General features: G+C 58.5%; 20 protein-coding genes and 1 tRNA gene. 16 read left to right on the top strand and 5 right to left on the bottom strand.

All coding sequences use genetic code 11. The features are described 5' to 3' along the window. Positions 1 to 59: 59 nt before the first annotated feature. Both RIE53_02925 and RIE53_02920 read right to left on the bottom strand, forming a co-directional pair. Positions 60 to 1034: a FecR domain-containing protein gene (locus RIE53_02925; protein ID MEQ9103631.1), complete on the bottom strand. Its 975-nt coding sequence runs from the start codon at positions 1032 to 1034 to the stop codon at positions 60 to 62. A gap of 17 nt (positions 1035 to 1051) precedes the next feature. Then, a complete protein-coding gene (locus RIE53_02920; protein MEQ9103630.1) occupies positions 1052 to 1615 on the bottom strand; it encodes an RNA polymerase sigma-70 factor in 564 nt (187 codons plus the stop codon). A 346-nt stretch (positions 1616 to 1961) separates the two neighbouring features. Between RIE53_02920 and lepA the strand changes: the two genes are divergently transcribed. Genes lepA through lepB form a run of 3 tightly spaced genes read left to right on the top strand, consistent with a single transcriptional unit; the run spans position 1962 to position 5679 of the window. Further along, the gene (gene lepA, locus RIE53_02915; GenBank protein ID MEQ9103629.1) at positions 1962 to 3767 is read left to right on the top strand and encodes a translation elongation factor 4; all 1806 of its coding nucleotides are present in this window, start codon (positions 1962 to 1964) and stop codon (positions 3765 to 3767) included. A gap of 31 nt (positions 3768 to 3798) precedes the next feature. Beyond that, positions 3799 to 4578, top strand: coding sequence for a hypothetical protein (locus RIE53_02910; GenBank protein MEQ9103628.1), 780 nt, complete (start codon positions 3799 to 3801; stop codon positions 4576 to 4578). A 9-nt stretch (positions 4579 to 4587) separates the two neighbouring features. Beyond that, positions 4588 to 5679: a signal peptidase I gene (gene lepB / locus RIE53_02905; protein MEQ9103627.1), complete on the top strand. Its 1092-nt coding sequence runs from the start codon at positions 4588 to 4590 to the stop codon at positions 5677 to 5679. A gap of 6 nt (positions 5680 to 5685) precedes the next feature. Here the strand turns inward: lepB and RIE53_02900 are convergent, their stop codons facing one another. Continuing rightward, positions 5686 to 6648, bottom strand: coding sequence for a L,D-transpeptidase (locus RIE53_02900; protein MEQ9103626.1), 963 nt, complete (start codon positions 6646 to 6648; stop codon positions 5686 to 5688). After that, positions 6645 to 7154, bottom strand: coding sequence for a hypothetical protein (locus RIE53_02895; GenBank protein MEQ9103625.1), 510 nt, complete (start codon positions 7152 to 7154; stop codon positions 6645 to 6647). The genes RIE53_02900 and RIE53_02895 overlap by 4 nt, the downstream gene beginning before the upstream one ends. A gap of 117 nt (positions 7155 to 7271) precedes the next feature. Between RIE53_02895 and RIE53_02890 the strand changes: the two genes are divergently transcribed. Continuing rightward, entirely contained in the window at positions 7272 to 8048 is a 777-nt protein-coding gene (locus RIE53_02890; GenBank protein ID MEQ9103624.1) for a glucose 1-dehydrogenase, read from the top strand. 20 nt (positions 8049 to 8068) lie between these two features. Here RIE53_02890 and RIE53_02885 read toward each other — a convergent pair whose 3' ends face one another. Next, entirely contained in the window at positions 8069 to 9145 is a 1077-nt protein-coding gene (locus tag RIE53_02885) for a hypothetical protein (GenBank protein MEQ9103623.1), read from the bottom strand. A 118-nt stretch (positions 9146 to 9263) separates the two neighbouring features. Here RIE53_02885 and RIE53_02880 point away from each other — a divergent pair, with 118 nt between their 5' ends. The 12 genes from RIE53_02880 to RIE53_02825 all read left to right on the top strand — a co-directional run bounded on the left by RIE53_02880 (position 9264) and on the right by RIE53_02825 (position 21472). Beyond that, a complete protein-coding gene (locus RIE53_02880) occupies positions 9264 to 10865 on the top strand; it encodes a M14 family metallopeptidase (protein MEQ9103622.1) in 1602 nt (533 codons plus the stop codon). Next, a complete protein-coding gene (locus RIE53_02875) occupies positions 10862 to 11830 on the top strand; it encodes a hypothetical protein (protein ID MEQ9103621.1) in 969 nt (322 codons plus the stop codon). Before RIE53_02880 ends, RIE53_02875 begins: the two co-directional genes overlap by 4 nt. 15 nt (positions 11831 to 11845) lie before the next feature. Then, positions 11846 to 12652, top strand: a complete 807-nt coding sequence (locus RIE53_02870; GenBank protein ID MEQ9103620.1) for an enoyl-CoA hydratase-related protein — start codon at positions 11846 to 11848, stop codon at positions 12650 to 12652. Continuing rightward, positions 12639 to 13064, top strand: a complete 426-nt coding sequence (locus tag RIE53_02865; GenBank protein MEQ9103619.1) for a hypothetical protein — start codon at positions 12639 to 12641, stop codon at positions 13062 to 13064. The genes RIE53_02870 and RIE53_02865 overlap by 14 nt, the downstream gene beginning before the upstream one ends. 53 nt (positions 13065 to 13117) lie before the next feature. Next, positions 13118 to 14113, top strand: coding sequence for a phosphoribosylformylglycinamidine cyclo-ligase (gene purM / locus RIE53_02860; GenBank protein ID MEQ9103618.1), 996 nt, complete (start codon positions 13118 to 13120; stop codon positions 14111 to 14113). Between the two features lie 49 nt (positions 14114 to 14162). Beyond that, complete coding sequence (gene plsY / locus RIE53_02855; protein ID MEQ9103617.1) at positions 14163 to 14846, top strand: glycerol-3-phosphate 1-O-acyltransferase PlsY; 684 nt, start codon at positions 14163 to 14165, stop codon at positions 14844 to 14846. 49 nt (positions 14847 to 14895) lie between these two features. Further along, complete coding sequence (locus RIE53_02850; protein ID MEQ9103616.1) at positions 14896 to 15918, top strand: NAD(P)H-dependent glycerol-3-phosphate dehydrogenase; 1023 nt, start codon at positions 14896 to 14898, stop codon at positions 15916 to 15918. Beyond that, complete coding sequence (locus RIE53_02845; protein MEQ9103615.1) at positions 15915 to 16562, top strand: ATP-binding protein; 648 nt, start codon at positions 15915 to 15917, stop codon at positions 16560 to 16562. Before RIE53_02850 ends, RIE53_02845 begins: the two co-directional genes overlap by 4 nt. A 68-nt stretch (positions 16563 to 16630) precedes the next feature. Next, positions 16631 to 18952, top strand: a complete 2322-nt coding sequence (locus RIE53_02840; protein MEQ9103614.1) for a DNA topoisomerase IV subunit A — start codon at positions 16631 to 16633, stop codon at positions 18950 to 18952. After that, positions 18949 to 20880, top strand: coding sequence for a DNA topoisomerase IV subunit B (locus RIE53_02835; GenBank protein MEQ9103613.1), 1932 nt, complete (start codon positions 18949 to 18951; stop codon positions 20878 to 20880). Before RIE53_02840 ends, RIE53_02835 begins: the two co-directional genes overlap by 4 nt. Before the next feature lie 77 nt (positions 20881 to 20957). Further along, positions 20958 to 21030: transfer RNA gene (locus RIE53_02830), tRNA-Lys, on the top strand. A gap of 121 nt (positions 21031 to 21151) precedes the next feature. After that, positions 21152 to 21472 carry a helix-turn-helix transcriptional regulator gene (locus RIE53_02825; GenBank protein ID MEQ9103612.1) on the top strand — a complete coding sequence of 107 codons (321 nt, stop codon included), beginning with the start codon at positions 21152 to 21154 and terminating at the stop codon, positions 21470 to 21472. Positions 21473 to 21640 lie beyond the last annotated feature (168 nt).

Genomic DNA, 21640 nt, shown 5'->3' with positions numbered 1-21640 from the left:
GTGATCAGACCCTGACACGTTGACTGGGGGTAGCCAATGGGCGACCAAGCCTGGCCGGCTTACTGAAGATACAGCTCGTATCCGCCCTGGATGGCGCGGTAGCGTATACCGACGGTGGCAGAAATGTCACCAATCACTTCCGCGACATCCGATGCCTGACGTTTCTGGATGGAAATCCTCCGCAGACGGATGGATGCCGGTGCTTCGAGTTGGATGGCGTAGCGACGCTCAAGATCAGCCAGGACGTTGCCGACGAGCTCATTGGAATAGGACAGACCACCGGTGCGCCATGAGGTCACCAGAGGCACATTCACGTCCGTTTCTATCGTGTTCGACGATATGCGGAGCGCCTGTCCGGGGGTCAGGATCGATGCCTGTTCCCGTGAACGCACTTCCACCTTGCCCGTGGCCACAACAACACGGGATGCGGCCTCGATATTGGATGGCCATGCCTCGACGGAGAACGACGTTCCGAGCACACGGGTCACGGCATCGAACGTGACCACCTCGAAGGGAACGCTGGATGGCTCGACATCCAGGAATGCCGCCCCATGCAACGTCACGCGTCGTGTGGTGCTGTCAAAGGATTCCGGGAAGGAGAGTAAGCTACCGGCGGAGAGCGACGCAATGGACCCGTCGGGAAGCGTTACCTGGGAAACCAGCGTACCGGATGGAACCCGAACGGTCACGATATCAGGAGACATGACGAAGCTGGCAACAACCAGAAGCGCCAGGCAGGCCGCGACGACCGAATGTGCGGTAGCCTGCAACGACATCCGCGAAAAGGCCAATCGCAGGGGAGAGCGTTCTGATCGTCTCCGAAGTACCGGGGGAGGGGCAGGGGAGGATGAAGCCTGGATGGAGGCCAGGACCTGCGCTCGTACACGCTCCTTCCGGGAACTGTCTGCAACGGGTGCGTCCGTTCCGACCATGTGCCACACGTCGGCAATCTCCGGGATTATACCGGGATTGTCGATCCTGAGGAGATCGAGGATCTCTTCTGGAAGGTCATATGGAGGGTGGAGGTGCTTCATGATTTGCAGCAGCGAGGCTACGATGTAGTACGGTACGCTTTTACTTTGTCGCGCAAGTGTTGAAGAGCCAGCACGATGTGGTTGTTGACGGTCTTGGGAGCCAGGTCCATCAACTGGGCGATTTCTTCGTGGCTCAACCCTTCGAACCGGCTGAGCATGAAGGCCTCGCGGCGACGATCCGGCAACTCGGAAATCCATTCGTGGATACGAGCGCTCAGATCGTCAGCATCGAGCTGTTCATCATTCAGATTGTCAAAGCCGACAGACGGGTGATCGGCATCCAACGGATCGGATGCATGACGTTTTCGCTGTCGTTCATGATTGAAGGAGTAGTTCCGGACCATCTGATACATCAGAGCCCGGAGCGACCGTTCCGGATCGACCGTTTCCCGGACCTGCCACAGCTTCAAAAAGACATCTTGGAGGATATCCGAGGCGGCTGCTTGATCGCGCGTGATATAGACCGCATAGCGGTACAGGGCATCGTACGTCCCATCAAACAGATCCCGGAAGGATTCTCCATCACCATTTCGAAGACCGTGACCCCAGGCCAGAAACTGTTCCTCCGTTTCAGAGCGCATGCGCTGCTACCTTCAGTCAGTTCTTAATACACCGGGCGGATGGGGACTACCCAATCCGCCCGGTTTGAGACAAGTGCCTGATAATCAGGAGTAACACAAAGTGAATAACATGTAGGGGGACAATGACATGGGTGTACCGGATGTATCCTCTTGAGAGATACTTGCGAAGAAGACCTGAAAAAAAGATGGGGTCTATTTGGCACGATCCACTTAATGTAACACTTCAAGTATGGCCGAATTGCAGCCCTGGAATATGAATACCTGACGGGCGTACGTGACGCCGGAACCAGAGTTCGCGGGCCGTATAATACGGCTTTCCGAAAATGATCCTTCTACCCTTCTCCCCATGGCGTTCGACCAGAGCAGAATCAGGAATTTCTGCATCATTGCCCATATCGACCACGGCAAAAGCACGTTGGCCGACCGCTTGTTGGAACTGACGGGGACCCTGTCCAGCCGGGAGTTGCAGGAGCAGGTGCTGGATTCCATGGATCTTGAACGGGAGCGTGGCATCACCATCAAGAGTCATGCGATCCGGATGACCTACAAGGCAGATGACGGGCATACCTACGTCCTGAACCTGATCGATACGCCGGGGCATGTGGACTTCACCTACGAAGTGTCCCGCGCCTTGCAGGCGTGCGAGGGTGCCATCCTTGTCGTGGACGCGGCTCAAGGCATTGAGGCCCAGACCATTTCCAATATGTACCTGGCCATAGAGGCCAATCTGGAAATCATCCCGGTCCTGAACAAAGTCGATCTTCCTGGATCCAATGCCGACGTGGTTGCCAAGTCCATAGAGAATCTGATCGGGGAGCCCGCGGATGAGATTCTGAAGATCTCGGCAAAGACCGGAGAAGGTGTACACGAGGTACTGGAAAAGATCGTCCAGCGCGTTCCGGCGCCCACCGGCAGTCCCGATGCCCCCCTGCGTGCCCTGATCTTCGATTCCGTGTTCAACACCTATCGGGGATCGATCGTCTATGCCCGGGTATTCGAGGGCACCCTGAACACGCGCGAAGCCATCCGATTCATGGCCACGAACAAACAATACGACGCGGAGGAAATCGGATACCTGCGGCTCGGAATGGAACCGGTCAAGCAGATCCGGGCCGGCGAAGTAGGGTATGTCATCGGATCGGTGAAGGATGTCAAGGATGCGCGGGTCGGGGACACCATCACGACGGTAAAGAACGGATCGGACCGACCCATTGAGGGGTTCCGTGAGGTTAAGCCCATGGTGTTTTCCGGGGTCTACCCCACGAATTCTGACGAATTCGAGGATTTGCGGGCTTCATTGGAAAAACTCCAGTTGAACGATGCTTCCCTGACGTTCGAACCCGAGACGTCGGTGGCTCTGGGATTCGGTTTCCGGGTTGGCTTCCTGGGGCTCTTGCACATGGAAATCGTCCAGGAGCGTCTGGACCGCGAATTCGGTCTGGACATTATAACCACGGTGCCGAACGTGAAATATCGCGTCCTTAAAACGGATCGCGAGTGGACCACGGTGGATAATCCCTCCAAGATGCCTCCGACGGGTGTCATCGACGAAATCCATGAGCCGTACGTGAAGGCTGAAATCATCACACCGTCGGAATACATCGGTGCCCTCATGCAGCTTTGCCAGGACCGCCGGGGGGACTACGTGAATACGCAGTACCTGGACACGGAGCGCGTGAACCTGGAGTACAGACTGCCCCTCGCCGAGATCGTATTTGACTTCTACGACAAACTCAAGAGCGTCAGTCGTGGCTATGCCTCGCTGGATTACGAATTCCTGGATTACCGGGCGAGCCAGCTGGTGAAACTGGATGTGCTCATCAATGGCGAACCTGTCGATGCCTTGTCCACGATTGTCCATCGGGACAAAGCTTACGACATGGGTCGCCGCCTGACGCGGAAGCTGAAGGACCTCATTCCCCAGCAGATGTTCGAGGTGGCTCTCCAGGCCTCCATTGGTACGCGTGTGATTGCCCGTGAATCGGTACGGGCCATGCGCAAGGACGTTACGGCTAAATGCTATGGTGGGGACATTTCCCGCAAGCGCAAACTCCTGGAGAAGCAGAAGGAAGGAAAGAAGCGCATGAAGCAAGTGGGGAGGGTGGAAGTCCCGCAGGAGGCATTCCTGGCGGTCCTGTCAATGGATGAATAAGTTTCTCCAAACCGGCTGTGCGTTGTTGTGCGTGCTGTGGCTGTGGCCAGTAAGCGTTTCTGCCCAGCGGGAGAGCACGTCGGAACTGTTGAGTATCTACGTCCGGAACCGGACCCTCGCGCTGGCCCGTCTCGAGGCCATGCGCACCGATGGGCGGGTCGGACTGTTCCCCGTCATGCCGGTCCCGTCTGCTTCCGATTCGCTGCTCCGGTATCTGGAATCATTGAAGGAGCCGCTCCCGGAGCCCGACGTCACTCCGGCGACCATCGAGATCACGCATTGGAAATGGGTTGAGCGTTTGCGTCGACCCACGTATGAGGATGCATTCCGTGCCACGCCTTGGGCCTTTGTCGGCTCAAATTCCCGTGATGGGCTCGATACGCTCCAGACGCGTGAAATCCGGGCTCGGATGGAAACCGTTTTTGGTCCACCAACCTTCACGCTGGCCGAAACCGATGCCTTCGATGAACTCACCAACGATGAAATCATCCAGTTCGAATACTGGTTCATGCTGAATGATTCCATTCCGGTCATGGTCATGGACCCGAACGGTCCATGGGATCGTGGTCTGGTCGTCGCGGCGCACGAGGACTATCGGGAACAGCTTCGTGATCTGAAGGATGCCTTCCTCTGGCAACTCCTGGGAGATGCGGACCGTACACCCTTCGCGGACTATTATTTCAATGTCCAGCAGCGGACGTGGTACATCACCGGATATGATGGAGCATTGTTCTTCGACAGGCGTATTGCCCGACCGGATCTGGAGTTGGGGCGCCCTTCCATCATTCCCTTCCTGAGGGACGAAAACTGATTATACACCGTGGCAAACAGCCGGAACAAAGACCGCCAGGAGCGGCGAAGCAAAAGAGCGGACGGTAAGGACACGCCCCGGAAGAAGGGCCCCATCCGTGAATGGCTGGACGCCATGGTTTTTGCAATCGTGGTCATGGTCGTGCTCCGGGTACTCTTCTTCGACTTGTTCCGGATTCCGACCCCATCCATGGAAAAGAGTCTCCTTGTCGGAGATTACCTCTTCGTGTCCAAGGTCCACTATGGGACACGGACACCCATGACGCTGGGTATTCCGTTCACCGGCATCTGGTTGCCGGGTGTCGAGCTTCCTTGGACGCGCCTGCCTGGATTTACCGACGTGGACAGGGGGGATGCCATTGTATTCAACTGGCCCGACGACGAGGTGGAGATCATTGACCGCCGCATGCACTACATAAAACGGGTCGTGGGGTTGCCCGGCGAGACGCTGCAGATCTCGGACAAGGAAGTCCTGGTGAACGACCAGGTCTACCCTCGAATGGAGAGCATGCAGATCTACTGGAACGTCTTCAAGAGCGATCCCCGTGTCCAATTGAACCCGGCCTCGTTGGACGACCTGGGCGTCTCGAACCTCATCCGGACTGCCGATCCGCGCGTGGTGCAGATCGTGGCCACACAGGCTGCTGCCAATGCCATCGAGGCTCTTCCATGGGTGGAGTCGGTCGAGCCGGCCATCGTGGAACCCAACCAGGTGTACAGTAACAACATGTACCCCGCCGGAATGGGTTGGACGCCGGACAATTACGGCCCGGTCACCATTCCGGCCGCCGGACAAACCATAGCACTTACGGCTGAATCGGTTCGGATGTATGGCTTGGTCATGACCAAGTACGAGGGCCACACCCTTGAGGAATCCGGTTCGGATTCATGGCTCATTGACGGACGTCCTGCCGAAACGTACACGTTCGAACAGGATTACTTCTTCGTCATGGGCGACAACAGGGACAACTCAGAGGACAGTCGTTTCTGGGGCTTCGTGCCCATGGACCACGTGGTCGGGAAAGCCCTGGTGGTCTACTTCTCCTGGGACAAAGTCGCGAAATTGCCCCGATTCTCACGGATCCTTTCTTCGATCAAATAATCGGTGTCACGGGCCGGTTGTGCGCCGTACCCGGTCGAAATACTCCTGCTGTGTAGTGCCTGGAGGTACGTCGAAGGGGTGGTTGGGCAGCTGGACCATCTGGAGTTCCGGCATTCCATTGACCATTCGGAAGGGCTGCGGATTGCCTGGCGGATCTTCACCGATCACCAGCACGGTAGTACCGGGCTCGGATATCGTCCCGAAACCCGTCTTGTAGCCGGTTCCTGAACGCGACAGAGTCCACTGGTCTGCCCAGGAGTAAATCCATCTGGCGTCGTCATCCACCAGGCGCACGCATCCGTGGCTGGTTGGACCTCCGGTGGGCATGGGATATTGATGGATGTGGATTCCACGGCTTTCAACGAAATTGAAGACCCAATACATTTCCCATGGCTCTCCCGGCGGACTGAGGGATGAAATCCGGTACTCCGTTTTCCAGTTGAAATTGAAGCGTCCCGTAGGAGTGCGGTACGATTCGGCACCGGTATTCACGATCCCCCAACGCACGAGTCGACCGCTTTCGTAGGCTGCCCATCCCTGGATGGTCTTGTCAATGACGAACACTTTGTCGAAGGCAACCCCGCCCGGGTAGAACCTGGGAAATGGGGAATAGGCGCAGAAATTCAGGTCAAACCGATCGGGCACCATGAGTGTGTCACCGATCTGGGCCATGTGCACGAGCTGCCTGTTCAACAAACCGACCAATTTGGCGCGTTTCTGGCCTTCCTGGACATCCCCGTCACCGATGATCTTGTAGAACGTTGAACGGGCGAGGACGTTGTTGCCCCTCGTATTGTAAAGGACACGGTAGTCATAGGACACGCGTGGAAGTGTAGCCAGATCGTCCGAACACGCGGTCAGGATTTCGGCCAGTTCGGACTGGTTGATGTAGTACTGGGCGCGCGCAGGTCCTGCCAGGGAAAGTGCACCCAGCAGGAGGGCAATGGTCAGGGAATGACGGAGGTTCATGAGGACACCGAGTGGGCTTGGGCAATGTATTTGGCATGCCAGGAGGTCCCGGCTGAACGTTCGACTCCATGTTCGCGCAGATCACCGAGTGACCGGACCGACAAGTCAACCACAGGCGTCTGGGCATCCACGGTTCCGCGGACGGCCATATCGGCGAATGCGGCACGTGAAACCGTCTCGAGTGCACCGGATGGGGTCCGGTAGACAACCATCAGCCCGGAGACCCATGAGAATCCTGCCTGTGCAGCGAATGCATCGAGGGCGTGCAAGGATTTGTCGATACCGCATCCGGACATATCACCATCCGGTACATGGGCCGCAAGCACGAGCAACCGGTTGTCCACGACGGTTGCCCCGGATTGCACCCGTCGCCCATGGGTCGTCCAAGCATCCTGAAATGGTTCCAGTGCCGTGAGCAGGGATCGGACCTCCGCTTCCGTCAATGAATGGCTTGCAGCGTACAACCAGCAGTGCGAGTCGTCCGGCAGATGTTCAAATAGCGTCATGGGTTGTCGTATCAAGAATCGTCCAAACTTGTTTCCGGAACGCCATGCCGGACGGAAAGATCACTATCATGACACCATTCGATTTCGTCCGCAACCAGAACGACCGGAAAAGCGATCATGGAACTTGAATTGAGGGACAAAGCCGCCATCGTCACCGGAGCCAGCCGTGGAATTGGATTGGCCATCGCCAACAGTCTGGCCCGGGAGGGTTGCAGTCTCGTCATTTGCGCAAGGGGAGAGGAGGCTCTTTCCGAAGCCGCCTCGGCGCTGCGTCAGCATGGCGGTCAGGTCATCGAAGTGGCCGGGGACGTAACAGACCCAGGATTGGGGGAGCGGCTGGTCACCACGGCAGAGCGGGAACTCGGTGGATTGGACATACTCGTGGGAAATGCCGGAGGAAACCGCCGTAAGCCATTCGAGGAAACCTCGGACGAGGATTGGACCAGTATCACGGAGCTGAACCTGATGGGGCATCTCCGCGCAGCTCGTGCGGCCATTCCTGCCATGCGGAAACGAGGCGGTGGTGCCATGGTCTTCATCGCATCCATTTTCGGCCGGGAAGCAGGGGGAGCCGGGCTGTCCATCTACAATACCACGAAGTCGGCCCTCATCAGTTCATGCAAGATCATGGCCGTCGAGCTGGGCAAGGATGGTATCCGCGTCAATACGGTAGCGCCCGGATCCATACGTTTCCCCGGTGGATCCTGGGACAAGCGTGTTCAGAGCGACCCGGAGGGTATGGCGCGTTTCGTGGCCGAAAACATCCCGATGGGACGCTTCGGGACCGCTGAAGAGGTTGCCGATGTCGTTGCGTTCCTTGCTTCCTCGCGCGCCAGTTGGGTTTCAGGGGCTTGTATTACGGTAGACGGCGTACAGTCCCATTCGCTGATCTGATCGCCGCCAGGCCCCAGGCCCTAATCGAAACGCGTGAACGTCGCCTCGATAATCCGCTCCCGGGAATCCTTCTTCTTCCACTGGACCAGGATCGGGCTCTGGTAGGTACCGGATACAATACGAGCGGTCCCGTCCGGATTTTCGTTCGAGACGACCAGGCCGACCCCGCGCTTCATCCGCAGGAATCGATGGGCCGGAACCTGGAAGAATTTGTCGATGATGCGTTCCACAAGGGTCTCACTCAACCCCATGGCATCAATGAACTCGTTCACGACGTGGACCAGGTCATACTTCATGTAATCCTTGGCCTTTTCCTTGATGGCACCGGGATCCCGCAGCATGTTGCGACCCCGCTGTGCCATGAACCGGATGGGGTCGTGCAGGACTTCCACGAGATCGTGACGCATGAGCAACGTTTCGTACTCGTTCACGGTCAAGCCGGTATGACGTTCTTCGGGGGCCAGTGAGAGATCAATACGGCCTTTTTCCATGCCCAACCGGCGGGCTTCCTCCTGGAGTTCGTCAAGCAGTCCGACCTTGGGGTCCCAGAGATTGACCGAATCGATGGGATGCTTGGACATCTGGATGCCCAGCTTCCGACGCAGGACCACGGACTCAGAGTTGTAACCGATGACCGTGGTTCGCCGCTCCCGATGATGGTCTCCATTGGTACCGTCCAATTCGACAAAATAGACCGGCAGATCGGAACGGCGATTCAGATACGTGACGGTGTTCTCCAAACCGGAACCAATAAAGGTCAAGTGGGAGTCGGCGTTCCGGGGTTCCACGAGTTTCTGCTCGTCGGACAACTCGTCCCGCAAATCCATTTGGTCATGCCGATAGTCGGCATCGGGCGGAAACAGCTTCTTGAACGATTGGACGTAGGCCTCAAGGGCCTCCGGATTGTTCTTCAACCGGTTGGCGAAACTCTGCTCGAAATAGCCGGCCGTCGTGTGGTAGGATGTGAACGTACTCTTGTTGAATCGCTCGAAAAAATCCTCCTGGCGCTCGCGGACACGCTCTCCGACGTCTATGATTTCGGTGCGGCTCTCGGGGCGGATACCCAGTGTGATATCCTTGGGTTTGGCAGCGGTCATGCAACGGGTTGGTAATTCACCACCCGCATACCCCGCTCCGGAGTTCTCGTTCCGGCGCAGGCTGGATGGGTGCCTTTGGCAGTCCTATCTTGATGGCCCATCATTCCGGAGATAGTCCATGTCCCGCACTGCCACCCCTTCTGTCCTCGCGCTGTTGTGCGTGCTGCTCTCGGCGCCTCCCGCCGGCGCCCAGGAAGTCGATCTCGGATTCCTGCTGACACGGGCCGAACGGTCGGACTGGATGGAGACCACCACCTATGACGAGGTCGTGGGCTTCCTTGACGTCGCGGCGCGGAATGCGTCCAATTTGCATCTGACCTACTTCGGATATACAACCGAGGGGCGGGCTCTGCCCTTGATTGTATATGGCAACGTCAGTGGCCCTTCGGCAGAAGCTGTCCGTGCCAGCGGAAAGACCCGTGTCTATCTTCAGGGCAATATCCATGGAGGCGAGGTTTGTGGAAAGGAATCGCTGCTCATGTTGGTACGGGAACTGGCATCGGGGCGCCATGCCCAACTGGCAGATTCACTCGTGCTCCTTATAGCCCCCATCTACAATGCAGACGGGAACGAACGGGTGCGTCTGGACAACAGGCCGCGACAGAACGGTCCCCTTGGTGGCATGGGTCAACGTCCGAACGCGGAGGGACTGGACCTGAACCGCGACCACATGAAGACCGCAAGTCCCGAAGCGCACAGTGTGATCGGGCTCATGCGGGATTACGATCCACACGTGTCCGTGGATCTGCATACGACGAACGGCTCACGTCATGCCTATCACCTGACCTATGCACCGCCATTGAATCCCAACACGGAGCCGGCGCTCGACACGCTTCTGCGGTCAGAATGGTTGCCCCGGTTGACGGAACGCATGAAGGACGCCCGTGGATGGAATACGTATTACTATGGCAATTTGCCGTTCCGGCCCGGAAGCGAGGGATGGTATACATTCGACCACCGTCCGCGCTTCAACAACAACTACACAGGCTTGCGCAACCGCCTGTCCATCCTGAGCGAGGCGTATGCGTACGACACGTTCCGGAATCGGGTATTGTCCACGAAGGATTTCGTGGAGGAGATCCTGCTTCTGGTCCACTCGCAGGCAACGCGCGTCAAATCCCTGACGGCGGCGTGGGACGCCATGGACCTGGTCGGGAAGGAACTGGCCGTTCGCAGCGAGATCGCCATGAATGAGGCCAGCAGTACCATCCTTCTGGGCGAAGTGCGAACGACAAGCCATCCGTACACCGGCGACATGGTCCTTGAGCGGGAGGACGTGGAGATACCGACACCTATGCCGGAATACGGCATGTTCGTGCCGACGGAACGCAGTCGTGTTCCCCTCGCCTGGATGGTGCCGGTGACCGACAACAGCACCATGGACCGGATCCGGAAGTCGCTGGACCTGCACGGGATTGTGTATTCCACCCGGGAGGGGGCGGGCATCCAGGCCGAATCCTTCCGCGTCGACTCGCTCCTCCGGGCTGAGAGACCGTTCCAGGGCGTCTTCGAGGTCGAGGTGAAGGGCGCCTGGATGCCCGCCCCGCCCTCGGTGATTGGTGACTCGGCGATCCTCTATATCCCTTCGGCGCAACCATTGGGACGTCTGGCGCACTACCTGTTGGACCCGCGGTCCGACGATGGTCTGGCCAACTGGGCTGTCATGGATGAACTCCTTGAAGAGGGATCTTGGTATCCCATCCTGCGAACCGTGGAATGACGGACGACATCCTTCGTGTAGAGCAGGCATTCACGGATATACGTTCGCCGCAGGAATTTGACCGGCTGGAGGCGTTGATCCATGCATTCCAAAAGGCTCGGAATCCGTTCTACGCAAGGTTCAACGGTGGTCGGCATGTGCCCATCGAGGCCTTCAAGCGTGCCGACATGACCTGCTTTCCAGCTGCGGAAGCCGAGGTCGTGTTCCGTAGTTCAGGGACGGGAGGGGTCCAGAGTCGCCATCTGGTCCGACGGGCGGCCGTTTACGAGAGAAGCATTGTGGCGGGATTCCGTAGGGTTTTCGGCCCCGATCCCGTAATGCTGCTGACGCATGCTCCATCCTACGCCCCGGACTCATCGCTGGTATGGATGATGCACGTCCTCCAGCGGACCGTTGCCCTGCCTGGCTCCGGATTCCTTGACCGCAATCCGGACATCCTGGAGCAAGCGGCCAGAGCCAGTCGGTCCGGGGGCGTGCCCTTGGTTCTTTTCGGTGCGGCGTTCGGTTTGCTGGATATCGCAGAATCCGGAGTGGTCGATTTGCCCACCTCGGCGCTCATCGTGGAAACCGGCGGGATGAAGACGCATCGGCGGCATGTGCCACGCGCCGAGCTCCATGCCCGGCTTTCTGAAGGATTCAGTGTGGATGCGTCCCGTATCGGCTCGGAGTATGGCATGTGCGAATTGCTTTCGCAATGCTGGACCGGACAAGACGGGTTGTTCCGTTCGCCACCGTGGATGCGGTGGGACGTCAGGGATCCCCTCGACCCCGAACGTTCGTGTGCCATCGACGAGGAAGGTCTGCTCGCGGTAACGGATCTGGCAAACATGTACTCGCTTTCGTTCGTATTGACGGAAGATCGGGCGGTGCGCAGAAACGGCACATCCGGCAATCCAGGGTTCGAAATCCTGGGCCGGGCAAGCCATGCCGAACTGCGCGGTTGTAATTTCCTGTTCGAAAACTGAGGCGCCGCTTGCATCATGCTGCTGCTTGAACACACGAACGACCACCGTATTGCTACGCTGACGCTGAACCGGCCGGACAAGCGCAACGCGCTGAATGCGGCCCTCGTCAAGGAACTGATTCGGTACCTGAATGACCTGGCAACCGATTCCCGCATGCGGGTCGTCATCCTGACCGGCGCGGGAAACGTGTTTTCTGCAGGAGCGGATCTCCAAGCGCTGCAACAGCTCAAGGACGCTTCGCTGGATGATAACTTGAACGACTCGTTGCTGTTGGCCGAATTGTTTGTGACCATGAGGACCGTCCCGTACATCATTCTGGCCCGCGTTCAAGGGCATGCCATTGCCGGTGGCGGAGGACTGGTGGCGGCGTCTGATCTGGCCATCGCCAGTGACGGCGCTAAGTTCGGTTTTACGGAAGTGCGCATTGGATTCGTTCCTGCGCTCGTCAATGTGTTGCTCGAGGATCGTATCTCAAGCGCCCATCGACGGGACCTGTTCCTGTCGGGCCGGCTGATTGATGCCAAGACCGCATTGCGGATGGGACTCATCCACCGGGTGACCACCGATCTGGAACTGGACGACCTGGTTCGCCAGCAAGCGGCCGATTTGGCCCGGAATACCAGCCGGAATGCGGTGGCTCGTACGAAATCCTTGCTCCACGGTCCTCCCGATGCCTTCCGGAAACGCATGGAGTCGGCGGCACATGTGAACGCCGAAGCTCGGGGAGACAGCGAGTGCCAGGCCGGGGTTGCTTCTTTTCTGGATCGTGTGGATCCCCCCTGGGTCCGCGCATGGGATGCCGACCATCATGATCGCGCCTGAGTCGGCGACGGAACTGCTGGAGCGTGCCCTGGACGATGTATTGGAGACACGCGACAGAAAGAGGGAAGTGCCCGCATATGCCCGATCCTGGCAGAAGGAGGCCTTTACGTCCATGCTCCTTGCCCACGACGGCATGCTGCGCGTACTCGATGGAGACCGGTCGTTCAAGGGCGGGAACGAATTGTGGCGCGAACTCATCCGCATCCAGCAACTCCAGTCCGAGTGTGCGGGAATAGCGCCGGAATTGGCCAAGCGCCATAATCGCGCGCTGAGAACGTGGTGGTATACCATGATCGAGACCAGCAGCCGACTGAACAAAGCGGGGACGGCCGGTCCGGTATCCATCGGACCATTCGGGCGCGCACGCATCGTCTGGCTGACGGCTTTCGGCAAAACCGCATTCAAACGCTGATTCGGGATCCCTATCTTGTCGCATCTGCATCCTCCATCACCCATCGTTCATTCATGGCCACGTACAAGGAAGCCGGAGTAGACATTGCCGCCGGTGAAGAAACCGTCCGGCGCATAAAGCCGCTCGTCAGGAGCACCTTCACGAAAGGTGTGATGACCGATATCGGAGCATTCGGAGCCTTTTTTGACGTGGATTGGAAGGCCTACGATCATCCCGTGCTGGTTTCCTCCGTGGACGGGGTCGGCACGAAGTTGAAGGTGGCCTTCGGCATGGGTGTGCATGACACCGTGGGCCAGGACCTGGTCAACCACTGTGTGAACGACATTGCGGTCTGTGGAGCCATCCCGTTGTACTTCATGGACTACTTCTCAACCGGGAAGCTGTCCACGGACACCGCGGTTTCGGTGGTGGAAGGGTTTGCCACGGCCTGCCGGGAGAACGGTTGTGCGCTCATCGGCGGCGAGACGGCCGAAATGCCCGACATCTACACGGAAGGCGAATACGATCTGGCGGGAATGATTGTCGGTATCGTGGAGAAGAATCGGATTGTGGATGGCAGTGGAATCCGGAAAGGCGATATCCTGATCGGTTTCCCTTCCACAGGATTGCACACGAATGGGTACTCGCTGGCTCGCCATGTCCTCCTCTCCGTCTTCGACCTGCACGACCGGCCGGATGAACTGGGTGGTGCCAGCGTGGGGGAGGCCCTGCTGACGGTCCATCGTTCCTATCTGGGCCTCATCCAGGCCCTGGTTGGACACGGGGGTGTCCGGGGGCTGGTTCATGTCACGGGTGGTGGCATTCCCGGAAATACGGCCCGGGTGCTTCCGGATGGATGTGGCATGGAGGTCGATTACGCCGCGTGGCAACGACCGGCGTTGTTCCGTTTGATCCAGGAGCACGGCCAGGTTCCGGAGGATGACATGCGATCGGCGCTGAACCTGGGTATCGGTCTGATTGCCATCGCCTCGCCGACCGATGCGGATGCCCTCATGGCCGCCGCTCGCGCCCTTGGTGAAGAACCTGTGGCCATCGGGCGCGTGACATGATCGAAGATTTGTCGTAATCTTCGATTCCCTTCACCAATCCTGAATCTGCATGCTCTCGCTTGCGGTGATCATCGTTCTGAGTTATCTCATCGGATCCATTCCGGGCAGTATCCTGGTCGGTAAGCTGTTCCACGGGATCGATGTGCGGAATCATGGCAGCGGCAACGCCGGTGCGACAAACACTTTCCGGGTCCTCGGTTGGAAATCCGGTGTGGTCGCGACCGTCATCGATCTGGGCAAAGGCATTGTCGCCGCTGGCGTCATCTCGGGCTTGCGGATTGATCCCATCCCCGGAGGGCTCGGGTTCTGGGATGCCAACACGGTTGTCAGCCTCATTGCGGGTGTCGCGGCCGTAATCGGGCATATGTTTCCCATCTGGGCGGGCTTCAAAGGGGGAAAGGGGGTCAATACCACCGCCGGAATGCTGATAGCACTGACCCCCGCCACCATGGCCTTGACCCTTTCCGTATTCGTCCTCGTCCTGGTACTTACCCGGTACGTCTCGGTGGCTTCCCTGTCCGCGGTGGTCACGTACCCGCTGGCCATCGGGATCAGCAAGTATGTGTTGGGGTCGACGGTACTCGACGCATCCATATTTGTCTTTGCGCTGTTCCTGGCGGCCGGTTTATTCATCGCCCATCGGACCAATATCCAGCGCCTCATGAGCGGAACGGAGAACAGACTTCGTACTTTCCGACCCGGTCGGGGCATGCATGGGCGCGGAGAAGTCTGAGCCGGTCCTCGACTCCTTCATCTGAACACGAACACCAAACCTCAGCAGCATGGCGCACGTCGCCGTCATTGGAAGTGGCAGTTTCGGCACGGCACTCGCCATATCACTGGCCGAGTCCGGTCAGGACGTTCGCCTTTGGGCCAGACGGGAAGAGTCAGCCCGGGCCATGCGGGAAACCCGCCGCAACCCGGACTACCTACCCGATGCCACACTCCCTGATTCGATCTCGATTTCTTCCGATTTGGCAGCCAGCGTGGAGGGTGCGGATCTGTGGCTGATTGCCACACCCTCCCAAGCCGTGCGATCGGTTGCCGAGCAACTGGAACCGATGTCGCATGCCGGACTGGTCATCGTTTCGGTCGCCAAGGGAATCGAGAACGGGACGTTATTGACCACGACGTGTGTACTTCGTGACACACTGCCGCGTGTGCCCTTGTCCCGGTTGGCTGTGCTGTACGGACCCAGTCACGCGGAAGAAATTGCACGACGGGTTCCGACGGCCGTCGTTTCGGCGGCCTACGACCGCAGCGTCTCGGAATACATCCAGAAAGTATTCATGTCTCCGACCTTGCGGGTGTATGTGAATGATGACGTGCGGGGCGTTGAGATTGCCGGCTCGGTCAAGAACATCCTCGCCCTCGGTGCGGGTATCTCCGACGGGGTGGGGTACGGCGACAATGCCAAAGCGGCGCTCATCACACGGGGGATTGCCGAAATCCGGCGCCTTGGCGTGGCCATGGGGGCGAATCCCCGCACGTTTGCGGGTCTGGCCGGGATCGGAGACCTGATTGTCACCTGCATGAGCGGATTGAGCCGTAACCGGAATCTGGGCGAAAAGATTGGCCGGGGCATGTCGCTGGAAGAGGCGGAGGCCGAAATGACCATGGTGGCAGAAGGAGTCCGTACAACGGCGTCTGTCCATGACCTGGCCAAGAAGCTGGGGGTTGAAATGCCCATCACGGAAGCCGTCTATTGTATCCTGTTTCGTGGGAAGCCGCCGCTGGAAGCGGTCCAGGACCTGATGATGCGTTCGGCCAAAAACGAGGATTGGTTGGCGTGTGAAGAGCCATGACCCTTGAAGATGTCAAACGGATCGTGGCCAGGGGAGAGGGGCAGCACATCGAATTCAAGCGACGCGTTCCGACACACGAGCGGATTGCCAAGGAAATGATTGCCTTCGCGAACACCGGCGGAGGTACCGTATTGATCGGAGTGAACGATGATGGCTCGGTCGTGGGTGTAAAGGATGCGGAAGAAGAGGAGTTTTCGTTGCGCCAGGCCGTCTCCTCCCATTGTCGTCCGCCCGTCCGGTGGCGGAGTTATCGGGTACCGGTCACGAACAAGCGGGACGTCCTCGTCGTGACCGTGCCGCGCAGCGGAATCAAGCCGCATTTCCTGTTGCCTGATGGGGGCGGATCGCAAACGGCCTATATCCGTGTGGATGAAATGAGCGTCGAGGCGAGCCCTGAAACGGTTTCCCTGCTCCGGTCAGAGACATCCAATGAGGGCGTCCATTTCGAGATGGGCGAACAGGAAATGATCCTCTTGCGCTATCTGGAGCAGTACGGGAGCATTACCGTGGCAACGTGGGCCAATGTCTCCAATACGGATCGATCCACGGCGGGTGAACTTCTGGTGACGCTGACGCGGGCGGGTGTCCTGGCGCATCACACGAGTGACCGCGGAGACTATTTCACGCTCCACTTCGCGGACTGACGTCCGGACGTGCCGGATTTTTTCGTACATTCCTTCCGTCCCCAAACGCCCGTTATTGTGCTCCGATCATGCCTGTTGTAGATGTCATCCCATTGCATGAAACAACGCGTTCCAGGTATCTGAACTATGCGTTGTCCGTTATTACCAGCCGGGCCTTGCCCGATATCCGGGATGGTCTGAAGCCGGTCCAGCGTCGCATCCTGTACGCGATGTTCAACAACCTGCACCTTTACCCCGACGGGCGATTCAGGAAGAGCGCAACGGTGGTGGGGGAGGTCATGGGCAAGTACCACCCACACGGTGATTCCGCCATCTACGACGCCATGGTCCGGATGGCGCAATCGTTTTCACTTCGTGCGCCGCTCGTGGATGGTCACGGGAATTTCGGGTCCCTGGATGGGGATTCGCCGGCGGCCATGCGCTACACCGAGGCCAAGCTGCAACCGCTGGCCATGGAGCTGCTGCAGGAACTGCGTAAGGATACGGTTGCGTACCGGCCGACCTTCGACGGAACGCTGTTCGAGCCCGTCGTGCTGCCCACCAGTGTCCCGAACCTGCTGCTGAATGGCGCATCGGGCATTGCAGTGGGTATGGCCACGAACATTCCACCGCACAACCTGGCGGAATTGGTGGACGCCTGCATCTACCTGATTGCATCCCCGAATGCGCGCGTATCGACCCTCGTCGAGAACCACATCAAAGGCCCCGATTTTCCGACGGGCGGCCGGATCCTGAATACCCCTGATTCCATCCGGCAGATCTATGAGCAGGGGGAAGGGGCCATCGAGTTGCGGGGGGAATATGAGATGGAGGGCAAATCGCGCGTCATCATCACGAGTATTCCGTACGGACTCACCAAGAGTGCCCTCATCGAGCAGATAGCGGACCACATCCTGAAGGGAAAAATCCCCCAATTGGTGGATGTGCGCGACGAATCGACGGACGACGTGCGCATTGTGCTGGAAATCAAACGCGGTGCCGATCAGGACGTAGCCATGGCATATCTCCTGAAACACACGTCGCTTCAGACCAAATTCCACGTCAACCTGACGTGCCTCATCCCGACAGACAATCCCGAAGTGTGCGCTCCGGCACGTGTGGACCTGGTCACGATTCTCCGGCATTTCCTTGATTTCCGGATGCAGGTGGTGGTCCGGAGGCTGGAGTATGACCTCGCTCAGCTGGAAAAACGGATCCACATCCTGCGCGGGTTCGAGAAAATCTTCAGCGCCCTGGACGAAGCCATCCGGATAATCCGTTCATCGGACAACAAGGCGGATGCCGCCCAGCGCCTCATGCATCGTTTTGGCCTGGATGACATCCAGGCTGATGCCATCCTGGAAACGAAGCTGTACAAGCTTTCCAAGCTGGAAATCGATGCCATCCGGACGGAACTGGAGGAAAAGGAGGCGAAGGCCGCGGAAATCCGGGCATTGCTTGCCGATGAACCTGCGCGATGGAGCATCATCCGAACCGAACTGCGGGATCTGAAGGAGAAATTTGCCGATCCGCGCAGGACACCCATCGCGGGTCCAGATGAGGCCATCGAATACTCTGCCGAGGACTATATCGTGGAGGAAGACGTCTTCGTCATTGTGACCGCGGACGGTTGGGTAAAACGGCAGCGTTCCTACGGAGATGTGGAAAGCATCCGCGTTCGTGACGGGGACTCCGTCAATTGGATTTACCCGTCCACGACCCGGGAGGCGGTCATTTTCGTGACGAACTTCGGGAAGGCCTACACGTGCCGGGTGGAAGCCCTGTTGAGCACGACGGGTCACGGAGCGCCTGTCCAGAAGTTGTTCGATTTCTCGGACAGGGAACACATTGTCGGTGTGGTGTGCACGGACCGACGGTCATTGCCGAAACCTGCACCGCGAGCCGAGGATGCCCCTGAATTGTTCGGTGAGAACGGCGAACCGGTCGAAGAGCCGTTGACCATCGTGGGCGTGTCGACGGATGGCCAGATATTGCGGTTGCCCCTGGAGAATTTTTCCGATCCGTCGACGGTTGCCGGGCGGATGTTCATGCGCTTGCAGAAGGGTGCCGAAGTCATCCGGGCTGAAATCGCCGGTGGCGGGGAAAATGTGTGTTTGGCCTCGCGGGGTGGCTATTGCCTGATTTTCCCCGTGAATCAGGTGCCGATCATGAAGAGTGCGGCCAAAGGGGTACGGGCCATCCGCCTGGAAGCGAAGGATCAGGTGGCAGGCTGGACGCTGTCCGATGCGGCCCGCCAGGGTCTCGAGCTGGAAACCAGTCGCGGACGGACGGAGATTGTCCGCACGACCAAGTTTGACGTGGCCAACCGTGCCAACAAGGGCAAACTGATCATCAAGCGGGGTGGCGTTGCCCGTGTGGTCTATGAAACCGTAGAAATCCGTTCAGAATGAGCAATTTGTACACGGGAGAAAACATCCAGGTGCTGGAGGGGCTCGAACCCGTCCGGAAGCGACCGGGCATGTATATCGGGGGCACCGGAAAGCCCGGCTTGCATCATCTGCTTTGGGAAGTCGTCGACAACTCGGTGGATGAAGCCACGAACGGGTATGCCTCCCACATTGACGTCGTACTCCACCGGGATGGTCGTTCCATTACCGTGTCGGACAACGGTCGGGGCATCCCCGTGGATATCCACCCGACCAAGAAGATTCCTACGGTCCAGCTTATTCTGACCACCCTGCATTCCGGAGGCAAATTCGACTCCAGCAACTATATCACGTCCGGTGGCTTGCACGGGGTCGGTGCGTCCGTGGTGAATGCCCTTTCGGAAGAGCTGCTGATTACCATCAAGCGGGACGGGGGGACATGGGAGCAGCGCTACGAGCGCGGTGTTCCGGTTTCGAAACTGCTGAAAACGGCCTCCAATTCGCGGGGATCGGGAACGACCACCTATTTCCGGCCAGATCCGGAGATCTTCGAGACCGTCGAGTTCGACGCCGAACTGATCGAGGAAAACCTCGAAATCAAAACCTACCTGAATGGAGCGCTCAGGATTGCCTTCCGGAACGAGGTTACCGGTACCAAGAAGGAATTCCACCACGAAGGGGGTATATCCGAATACCAGCAGCATTTGCTGGAAGAGGCGGGCGCCCGCCCGGTTCATCCGGAATCGTTCGTCATCCGGCAGGCAGACATGACGGATGGCGCCCGCGTGGAGCTGGCCTTGCAGTGGACAGAGTCGCCGCGGGAACTGGTTCGTTCGTTCGTGAATGGCATTCCGACCCGGGATGGGGGGACCCATGAGCAGGGCTTCCGGGATGCCGTACGCTCGGCAGTACGCGCCTACATGGACACGCACGACCTCATGCCGAAAAAACTTGAGATTTCCGCGGATGATATCCGGGAGGGAATCGTGGGCGTGGTGAACCTGTTCATGGTCGATCCCCAGTTCCAGGGCCAGACGAAGGAAAAACTGAACAATCCGGAAATCAAGTCCATTGTTGCCGGTGCGGTTCGCCTGGAGTTGGAGCAATTCCTGAACCAGCATCCCACGACGGGAGACGCCATTGCCACCCGTATTGTGCAGGCGGCAAAGGCCCGGCACGCAAGCCGGGCGGCCGCTTCCAGCGTCCGGCGCAAGTCCAGCGTATCACACCGGTTGAACCTGCCCGGCAAGTTGGCTGATTGTTCGAGTACCGATCCGGCAGAGAGCGAATTGTTCATTGTTGAGGGCGACTCGGCGGGTGGATCGGCCAAGCAGGGGCGCAACCGGAACACGCAGGCCATTCTGCCGCTTCGTGGGAAGGTGCTGAATGCCGAACAGGCCACGCTCAGCAAGGTCATGGAGAACAAGGAATTGTCGAATGTGGTCCAGGCTCTGGGATGTGGACTGGGCGATCAGCTGGACGTCGCGAAGCTCCGCTATCACAAGATCATCCTGCTCATGGATGCCGATTCCGATGGTCATCACATCACGACGTTGCTGTTGACCTTCCTGTACCGGTACATGAAGCCGCTGATAGAGGAGGGGTACGTCTACATCGCCCAGCCACCCCTGTATCGCATGGACGCCGCAAAACAGACCTGGTGGGCCCTGGATGATCTTGACCGGGAACGCATTGAGAAACTCATCCGCAAGAAAAACAAGAATGCCAAGATCGAGCTCCAGCGTTTCAAGGGTCTTGGCGAGATGATGCCGGCAACCCTGCACGAGACCACGCTCGACCCTGACAGGCGGCGGTTGTTGCAGGTGGCCATACCCGATGCTGAACGCATGCGTACGGAGCAGACCATTTCAGACCTTATGGGGAAAGATGCATCTGCCCGTTTTGATTTCATCATGAACGGTGCCGGCGAAGTCCAGGAGCTGGACGTGTAGCGTGACGAATCTTTTCACGCAGGCCTCACATTTTCGCCGAACCCGGCGCCGGGAGTGGCGTTGACAAGCGCCAACCCAGGTCCGTAGCTCAACTGGCAGAGCAGCTGACTCTTAATCAGCGGGTTCGGGGTTCGAGTCCCCGCGGACCTACGAAAAGCTCCTTCAGTGTATCTGAAGGAGCTTTTTACGTATCAAAGGACCGCGATATTTCGCCTTGGCGTAACCATGGCAGCGATCCTGCGTATTTGTTCGGCATAACCAAACAAATGCCATGGATTACCTGTCCCGAACGGAAGAACTCATCCTGTTGGTCGTCTGGCGCTTGCAAGGTGACGCCTACGGTCTCACCATCCGCGCACTCCTGGGTGATCTCACAGACACCGAGTGGTCGATCGGTGCCGTCTACAGTCCCTTGAAGCGACTGGCACGGCGCGGCTACTTGGAGTACTGGGACAGCGACCCGACTGATGAACGGGGTGGTCGCTCCAAACGGTGTTACCGATTGTCCGACAAAGGTGTACGTGCACTATCCGCCGTCCGTGCACTGACCGAGGCAGCGTGGTCTGGCCTGACTCCGGTACCGTCGAATTGAGCCGTCGGGAGCCCATATCCCTTCGTGTACTCGGCTTCCTTTTGCCGAAGGACCTGCACCACCTCGTCGGAGACCTTTCCGAGGAGTACGTGTGGTACGAATGTACACACGGACCCACCAAGGCCCGATTCCACCTATGGGCCATCATCCTGCATTCTTTCCCGTTTC

Source organism: Rhodothermales bacterium, from assembly GCA_040221055.1.
In the GTDB taxonomy this organism is placed as follows: Bacteria; Bacteroidota; Rhodothermia; order Rhodothermales; family UBA10348; genus 1-14-0-65-60-17.
The sequence above is the reverse complement of the archived record's forward strand: the minus strand, read 5'-3'. Positions and strand labels throughout refer to the sequence as shown.

Coding starts and splice junctions, on each gene's coding strand:
- RIE53_02925 (MEQ9103631.1), bottom strand. CDS start 1,034: ATGAAGCACCTCCACCCTCCATATGACCTTCCAGAAGAGATCCTCGAT.
- RIE53_02920 (MEQ9103630.1), bottom strand. CDS start 1,615: ATGCGCTCTGAAACGGAGGAACAGTTTCTGGCCTGGGGTCACGGTCTT.
- lepA (MEQ9103629.1), top strand. CDS start 1,962: ATGGCGTTCGACCAGAGCAGAATCAGGAATTTCTGCATCATTGCCCAT.
- RIE53_02900 (MEQ9103626.1), bottom strand. CDS start 6,648: ATGAACCTCCGTCATTCCCTGACCATTGCCCTCCTGCTGGGTGCACTT.
- RIE53_02895 (MEQ9103625.1), bottom strand. CDS start 7,154: ATGACGCTATTTGAACATCTGCCGGACGACTCGCACTGCTGGTTGTAC.
- RIE53_02890 (MEQ9103624.1), top strand. CDS start 7,272: ATGGAACTTGAATTGAGGGACAAAGCCGCCATCGTCACCGGAGCCAGC.
- RIE53_02885 (MEQ9103623.1), bottom strand. CDS start 9,145: ATGACCGCTGCCAAACCCAAGGATATCACACTGGGTATCCGCCCCGAG.
- RIE53_02880 (MEQ9103622.1), top strand. CDS start 9,264: ATGTCCCGCACTGCCACCCCTTCTGTCCTCGCGCTGTTGTGCGTGCTG.
- RIE53_02875 (MEQ9103621.1), top strand. CDS start 10,862: ATGACGGACGACATCCTTCGTGTAGAGCAGGCATTCACGGATATACGT.
- RIE53_02870 (MEQ9103620.1), top strand. CDS start 11,846: ATGCTGCTGCTTGAACACACGAACGACCACCGTATTGCTACGCTGACG.
- RIE53_02865 (MEQ9103619.1), top strand. CDS start 12,639: ATGATCGCGCCTGAGTCGGCGACGGAACTGCTGGAGCGTGCCCTGGAC.
- purM (MEQ9103618.1), top strand. CDS start 13,118: ATGGCCACGTACAAGGAAGCCGGAGTAGACATTGCCGCCGGTGAAGAA.
- plsY (MEQ9103617.1), top strand. CDS start 14,163: ATGCTCTCGCTTGCGGTGATCATCGTTCTGAGTTATCTCATCGGATCC.
- RIE53_02850 (MEQ9103616.1), top strand. CDS start 14,896: ATGGCGCACGTCGCCGTCATTGGAAGTGGCAGTTTCGGCACGGCACTC.
- RIE53_02845 (MEQ9103615.1), top strand. CDS start 15,915: ATGACCCTTGAAGATGTCAAACGGATCGTGGCCAGGGGAGAGGGGCAG.
- RIE53_02840 (MEQ9103614.1), top strand. CDS start 16,631: ATGCCTGTTGTAGATGTCATCCCATTGCATGAAACAACGCGTTCCAGG.
- RIE53_02835 (MEQ9103613.1), top strand. CDS start 18,949: ATGAGCAATTTGTACACGGGAGAAAACATCCAGGTGCTGGAGGGGCTC.
- RIE53_02825 (MEQ9103612.1), top strand. CDS start 21,152: ATGGATTACCTGTCCCGAACGGAAGAACTCATCCTGTTGGTCGTCTGG.